The organism is Kribbella sp. NPDC048915 (assembly GCF_040649595.1).
Classification (GTDB): domain Bacteria; phylum Actinomycetota; class Actinomycetes; order Propionibacteriales; family Kribbellaceae; genus Kribbella.
On record NZ_JBEZFT010000093.1, the window covers coordinates 22,056 to 28,087 of the forward strand.

Annotated in this window: 7 protein-coding genes, 1 tRNA gene and 1 pseudogene; 1 reads left to right on the plus strand and 8 read right to left on the minus strand. The window is 67.3% G+C overall.

Annotated features, from left to right (window positions below):
• Positions 1–3: 3 nt before the first annotated feature.
• The gene (locus AB0B82_RS30945) at positions 4–150 is read right to left on the minus strand and encodes a hypothetical protein (protein WP_360176510.1); all 147 of its coding nucleotides are present in this window, start codon (positions 148–150) and stop codon (positions 4–6) included.
• Positions 151–449: 299 nt separating this feature from the next.
• On the opposite strand from AB0B82_RS30945, the gene AB0B82_RS30950 reads away from it, so the two are divergent.
• Positions 450–537: transfer RNA gene (locus AB0B82_RS30950), tRNA-Ser, on the plus strand.
• Positions 538–674: 137 nt separating this feature from the next.
• On the opposite strand, the gene AB0B82_RS30955 is transcribed toward AB0B82_RS30950, so the two are convergent.
• The 7 genes and pseudogenes from AB0B82_RS30955 to AB0B82_RS30985 all read right to left on the minus strand — a co-directional run.
• A complete protein-coding gene (locus AB0B82_RS30955; RefSeq protein ID WP_360176513.1) occupies positions 675–2,000 on the minus strand; it encodes a site-specific integrase in 1,326 nt (441 codons plus the stop codon).
• Between the two features lie 13 nt (positions 2,001–2,013).
• Positions 2,014–2,238 (minus strand): helix-turn-helix domain-containing protein, encoded by a 225-nt coding sequence (locus tag AB0B82_RS30960; protein ID WP_360176516.1) that lies wholly within the window; start codon positions 2,236–2,238, stop codon positions 2,014–2,016.
• Between the two features lie 89 nt (positions 2,239–2,327).
• Positions 2,328–3,419, minus strand: a complete 1,092-nt coding sequence (locus AB0B82_RS30965; protein ID WP_360176527.1) for an AAA family ATPase — start codon at positions 3,417–3,419, stop codon at positions 2,328–2,330.
• Positions 3,419–4,297 (minus strand): bifunctional DNA primase/polymerase, encoded by an 879-nt coding sequence (locus AB0B82_RS30970; protein ID WP_360176519.1) that lies wholly within the window; start codon positions 4,295–4,297, stop codon positions 3,419–3,421. The genes AB0B82_RS30965 and AB0B82_RS30970 overlap by 1 nt, the downstream gene beginning before the upstream one ends.
• A gap of 24 nt (positions 4,298–4,321) precedes the next feature.
• Entirely contained in the window at positions 4,322–4,756 is a 435-nt protein-coding gene (locus tag AB0B82_RS30975; RefSeq protein WP_360176521.1) for an RRQRL motif-containing zinc-binding protein, read from the minus strand.
• Positions 4,756–5,106: a hypothetical protein gene (locus AB0B82_RS30980; protein WP_360176524.1), complete on the minus strand. Its 351-nt coding sequence runs from the start codon at positions 5,104–5,106 to the stop codon at positions 4,756–4,758. The genes AB0B82_RS30975 and AB0B82_RS30980 overlap by 1 nt, the downstream gene beginning before the upstream one ends.
• A gap of 188 nt (positions 5,107–5,294) precedes the next feature.
• Positions 5,295–6,032: pseudogene (locus tag AB0B82_RS30985) on the minus strand (cell division protein FtsK); the annotation flags it as partial.

The window sequence follows — 6,032 nt, forward strand, 5'->3', positions numbered from 1 at the left end:
CTGCTACTTGCCGTGGACCTCCAGGAGCCCGACGTACGCCGTGTGCTCGTGAGGGAAGCCCCTGAGGAGGTCGACGAGTGCTGCGAGTTCAGGCCCGTCGAACCCGCCGAGCACGACTTTCGACCCCTCGGGCAGCTGCTCCGGACGCACACTGCGACCGCTACGAACGGCACTCCGAGTACGACGTGGTCCGCCAGCGCCAGTCCGACCGCCAGGAGTACAGCGAAACCGGATGCGATCCAGCCGGCGATCGCCCTGTCCTTGGCGAACAGACAGCCACGGTGACCCAGTACGTAAACCGCTCTGGTCGCCGACCTGCGCCCGCACCACCACACCCACCCAACTCGGCTCCACGCGTCACCCCGTCACCCTGATCAGTCGCGCCGGCCCCCGGCTGGGTTCACGCCCGATTTCGTGATTCCCGCCCGCCCTCGGTATCCTCTCCGCTTGGAGGATTCGCCTAGAGGCCTAGGGCGCACGCTTGGAAAGCGTGTTGGGGGCAACCCCTCACGAGTTCGAATCTCGTATCCTCCGCCAGCTTCCCCAGAGTGAAGAAACCGCAGGTCAGAGCGCGGTTTCGGGCTCTGGAGGTGCGAACGACAGAGGGGCCGAACGCTCAGCGTTCGGCCCCTCTTTTCGTCCCAGGGTCTCAACGAAGGTCTCAACAACCCGTCTCAGGCGGGCATCAGCAGCCCTGCCGACCCGTCGTCGCCACGTCCCTTCTTCCGCTTCTTGCGCTTCGACTTCTTCCCGGTCTTGCTCTTCGGCTCCGCCCAGATCAGGCCACCGACCCGTTCGGCAATGTCCATGCGAACCGGCGCAGTGATGTGCTGATACCGCTTGACCATCGATGACGACGACCAGCCCATCACGTCCATGACGGCTCGCTCAGGAACACCGAGTAGGAGCAGGACGGTTGCGGCAGTGTGCCGGGCGTCGTGGAGTCGGCCCTCACGGATGCCGGCGGCGGCCAGGATGTCTTTCCACTCCCGGAAGTCCATGTTCGGGCTGAGGGCTTCGCCGGTCCGCTTCGCGAACACCCACCCCTCGTCCTTCCAGAGCTGGCGGGCTGTCACTCGCTCGGCAGCCTGTTCCTTCCAGTGCTGCCGAAGGATCTCGGTCAGCTCCGAGGGCAGCCCGATTGTGCGTCGTCCGGCGCGGGACTTGGTGGGTGAGGTCTGCGGCCGGGCGAGCTGCCGCGCTGCGCATCGGCCGGGGCTACGACCACACGAGCCGTTGTCGCAGCCATGCTTGTACTTCGGACGATTCAGACTGCGCCGCACCCGAAGGACGCCTGCATCTAGGTCGATGTCTGACCATTTCAGCCCCAGCGCTTCCCCCTGACGCAACCCGAGGGCGAGCGCGATTGCCCACCGCACGTGGTTTCGACGTTTACCCGCCTCCGCGAGAATCGCCTTGATCTCTCCGAGGGTGTACGGATCGACCTCGTCCTCTTCCTCCAGGTCCAGGCGCGGCGGATTCGCCTTCTCCGCCGGATTATCGGCCGTCAGGGCTCCTCGCTTCGCTGCTTCCCCGAGAGCGGTCCGAATAGTTCGATGAGCCTGGTGGGCTGTCCCGGGCTTTGCTCCGTTGTCCTGCATCTTCGTGTAGAAGCGCTCTAGGTGCTCGGGGAGCAACTTGTTGAGCTTGTGCGCACCGAGCCCCGGAATGAGGTGCACCCGAACCGCAACCTCATAGGCGTCGTACGCGCCATCCCGCAGGTTCGGTCGGACGATCGTCAGCCAATGCGTGAGCCATTCAGCAACCGTCCACTTCTTCGTGCCGGTACGGCGCACCTTGCCGCTATCGCGCTGTTTCTCCAGTTCCGCAACGCGCGCAACGACCTCGTCCTTGTCCCTGCGCTTCACGTGCGGCCGGTCGGGCGTTCCGTCGTCCTTCACACCCATCGTGACGCGGCCGTGCCAGTAGCCATCTTTGCCGAGGTAGATGGTCGATCGGCCATCGGGATTCTTGTGGCGCTTCTCTTTGTCCTCGCTCACTGCGAATTCCTTCCTAGGCAGCCTGGTTCTCACGGGCGGCGACCCGGAGACGGTTGATGTATTCGGTGATGCACTCCGCCGGAATGCGCCGGAGACGCCCGAGCGGGATCGATTCGAGTTCGCCGGACTTCAGCAGGGCAAAGAGAGTCGTCCGACCGACGCCGAGCTGCTGCGCGGCCTGCTCCACCGTCAGCAGCAGCGGCCCTGCGGTGGGGTTCGAAGCTTCGGTGATGCTCATGGGGAAGAGATCTCCTTCGGTTCCTGCGGGTGGGGTGTGGGACATCTGGGACAGGACCTCCGAGCGCTTGTCCCAGGCGTTTGCGCTGGTCAGAGAAGGGTTTGGGACTCTGGGACACCTGGGACAGTTCCGGTGTCGGGTGGGAAATACCGGCCGCCGTCGCGGCGGCGTAGTTGGCCGTCGTCGGCCATTCGGGAGCAGGTGCGCCGGATGGTGTCGCGGTCTTCCCCGAGGGCGTCAGAGATCGCCTTCGGGGTCGCGCCGGGAGACTGACGCAGGTATGCCAGGATCGCCGCGCGGGTGCGGTGCAGCGTGTGGTCGATAGCCGCTCCGGCCAGCAGCTCCCACGTGCCGGTTTCGGGGTCGAACCGCATCGCGCGTTCGGCTTCGTCCACGTCCCGGCCGGTGATGTGGAGTACGCCGTCTGCTTCGCCACGTGGCCGCTTGAGCGCCATGATCGTGTCTGCTGCCCCGACGATTCCGTTGGTTCCGGACAGTTCGGCGGTGAAGTCGTCGGCGGCCATCTTGCGCAGGTGGTGCACGAGCACGACCGCTATCCCGTAGGTATCCGCGATGCGCTTCGCCCGGCCCATCGCGAGGTAATCGGCGTCGTACGGTGACATGCCGGTCGGGGTAGCGCCGCGCATCTTGACGAACACGTCGATCACGACCATGCGCGCATTCGGCCGCGTATCGAGCCATCCACAGATCGCATCTGCCCCGCCGGCGGGCAGCGTCGGAAACTCGGTCAGCAACGTCAACCCAGCCGGTGCCGGATCGCTGCCGAGGATCTTGCCCATGCGGCTTTGCAGCCGTCGCGGGGTGTCTTCCAACGCCAGGTACAGCACCTCCCCTGGATCGACAGTCACCTCACCGAGCACCGGCGCACCGGCCGCGATGCCGAGCGCGAGGTTGAGCGATAGCCACGACTTCCCAGCCTTCGGCGCGCCCGCCAGCAGCGACAGTCCTTCGGGGATCAGCCCGGGCACAGCCCAGCGAGGCGGGGCGAACTCTTCGGCCATCAACCGGTCGGCCGTCCAGGCGTTCGCGAACGGATCGAGCTTCGGCGGCCGGGCCGGTTCGGGCTCGGTCCGTTCCTCGAGCGGCGGCTGCCAGTCGGGGTAGATCACCTCAGCCATCCGGTAGGTCTCCTCCGGATCGGGCTCCCACGCGGGTTCCATCACGCGGCCACCTGACGCGGTCGCTTCGCCCCGGCCCGCAGCCCGGACGAGATTGTCTTGTCCGCCTCCCACGCGGTGTACGCACCGGCCGCTACCTGTGCCGATGCGGCGTCGGTGAGCACGGCGCGTACGTCGAGTTCCGCAAGGGAGCCACCGGCAACCAACTGCCCGAGAGCGACAGCGGCGGTATACAGCACGTGGTTCCGCTGGCCCTGGTCAGCAGTCCGGACGCGGTTCGTCTCGGCCCTGATTGCCGAGTCGAGATAGCCTGCCCGGCGACCGGTACCGAGCTGGATAGGGGCGGCCTGTTGGACGGGTGCGGGCGCGGGCTTGAGCGCCTCTGTGAGCCATTGGGGAAGGGGAGCCGGGGCGATGTCGTACACGGTGCGGTAGCGGCGTCCTGAGGCCACCGAGACGGCTCCGACGACGTACCCGCCGTGGGCGCGGGTGTCGATCAGCCAACCGAGTCGAGCTTGAGTGTTGCGCAGCTCGATCCCAACCGGGGCAGAGAAGTACAGGTGTTCGCCGCCCCTGCCGGTCAGCACAGTGTGGGTGTTCCAGGGGTACGACTCCCCCGCCGCGTCCGCGCGATCGGCCAGAACGTCAGCACCGCAAGTGATCCCGGGCTTGCGCCACTCGTCCGGTGCCGTCTGACCGGGCTTGGGCTGGTCCAGATCGATCACGATCAGGTTGGACGGTCCGCAGGCGACCCCGACGCCGTACGGGCCGGACGACCAGCACCGCTCGATCCGTGCCGTGTCGGTGGTGGCGCGGTGCTCCCAGTCTTCGACCGCCGGACGCTTGGCGTCCGGGACGAGCGGGAACACGTGCCAGCCTTGCGAAGCAGCAGTGAGGGCAGCGGCCAGCAGGTCGTTCATAGGTGGTTCCTCCTCCGATATGGGTCAAGCGGCGTGCGGGTAGCTGGCGGGATGGTTGGCGGCGTCGATGCAGTCGACGCAGCGGCCGTCCGAGGTGGGGATGCAGTAGTCGGTGACGGCCTTGCAGAGTCCGCAGGTGCGGCGGGCCTGCATCGCCTTGTCGAGTGCGTTGAGCTGCGCCGGTGACGGCGTACGCGACGGTTTGGCGAGGTCGAGCCGGTACAGCCACGCCCAGCGCTTGCCGTTGCGCCACACGAGCAGCGCGTACGGCTCGTGACCGCCCGGCGACATGCGCATCGCGCGGAGCTGTCGGCGGGTGGCGAGCCCTGCGGGTGCCCACCGGAACCGGAACACCGGGGTTCCGTGGTAGTCCCAGCCGAGGGCCTGTTGGCCGTTCCACAGCTCGACCCAGCACGACTTCGCGGGGTGCAGGCTGAGCCCGTCCAGCGCGGCGCACATCAGCGCTTCCCCCGGCCGGTGGTGGAGTTCTCGCCCGCGCCCCGGACGGCGCGCATGTGGTTGATGACGTGGCGGCCGACGCGGACCCGCAGCCCGGAGCCGTCGCACTTCCCGCAGTGCCGGTAGGCACGACCGAACGGGGACTTGAACTTGCCGACTCCCTTGCAGCGGCGGCACTTGCCGAACGGCCACACCAGGCAGGTGAACAGGTAGAACGCGACGGCGATGATCACGATGAGTAGGACCGTGGCGACCTGCCCGGCCGTGTGGATGGTGGCGGTGAGGGTAGCGGCGGGGTCGCTACCGTGGGTAGCGGCGGTCAGGGTGGCGGTAGCGGCGCGGGACAGCATGGGAAGCCTCCAACAGGCTGTTTTTGGGCGTGAAGGACCGTGACCGCGACCCGCTACCTGCGGATATACGGCCTGGTAGGGATTGGGTTGCGAGGTAGCGGGACGGGTAGCGCGAGCGCTACCGGTAGCGTCGGGGCCGCTACTTCATCCGTCCCGCACCCTCAGTTGGTTTGGTTACGCTCCGTAGATCAGTTGGTCTTGTCGCGGCGGGTCATCGCGGCGCGGATGTCGGCGGCCTTGACGCCCTTGCGGGTGACGCCGTCGCGCTTCACGTTCACGCTCGGGACGCCCTGGGCGCGGGCCTGAGCGGAGATCGCCTCGGGCGTGGTGCCGTCGTACTGCTCGGGCATCCGGGCACCCAGCCGTCCGGCGATCGTGTCCCAGTGCGCGGCATTGTCCGCGTCCATCACGGTCAGCATGTCGGCCAGCACGTCACGGGTCGCACGTTCGAGCTCCTCACCGGCCGCCTCGCCGGTCAGCGTCCCGGCCGCCTCGCGGTACTTGCGCGCGGCGGTCAGGATCTTGTCCGCGTCGGCCGCATCCGCGAGGAACGACCGGACAGTCGGGGTGTTGTCCGTGACGCCGTACAGATAGCCGACACCCCGGTACTCATCGCCCACCGGCAGCGTCGAGGCGTCGAACCCTTCCTGGTACGCGTCACCACCCAGGATCGCTTCCGACACGGTGCGGTTGCCGCACTTCAGCGCGAACCGTGCCGAGTGGTTGTCCCGGTAGCGGTTGAACAGCCGCGACACGTCACCCGCACCGACACCAGACGGCTTCTGCGACGACGAGATCAGCACGACACCAGCAGACGGGCCTACGGCCTGGATGCGGGACAGCTTGGCCGCGATCTCCTTGTTCACGGCCTGGTCCTCGGTCTCGAAGTAGACCTGGAACTCCTCCATCACCATCACCAGCACCCG

Excerpts from the sequence above, each read along its gene's own strand:
- AB0B82_RS30960 (WP_360176516.1), bottom strand. The coding sequence starts at position 2,238 with ATGAGCATCACCGAAGCTTCGAACCCCACCGCAGGGCCGCTGCTGCTG.
- AB0B82_RS30965 (WP_360176527.1), bottom strand. The coding sequence starts at position 3,419 with ATGGAACCCGCGTGGGAGCCCGATCCGGAGGAGACCTACCGGATGGCT.
- AB0B82_RS30970 (WP_360176519.1), bottom strand. The coding sequence starts at position 4,297 with ATGAACGACCTGCTGGCCGCTGCCCTCACTGCTGCTTCGCAAGGCTGG.
- AB0B82_RS30975 (WP_360176521.1), bottom strand. The coding sequence starts at position 4,756 with ATGTGCGCCGCGCTGGACGGGCTCAGCCTGCACCCCGCGAAGTCGTGC.
- AB0B82_RS30980 (WP_360176524.1), bottom strand. The coding sequence starts at position 5,106 with ATGCTGTCCCGCGCCGCTACCGCCACCCTGACCGCCGCTACCCACGGT.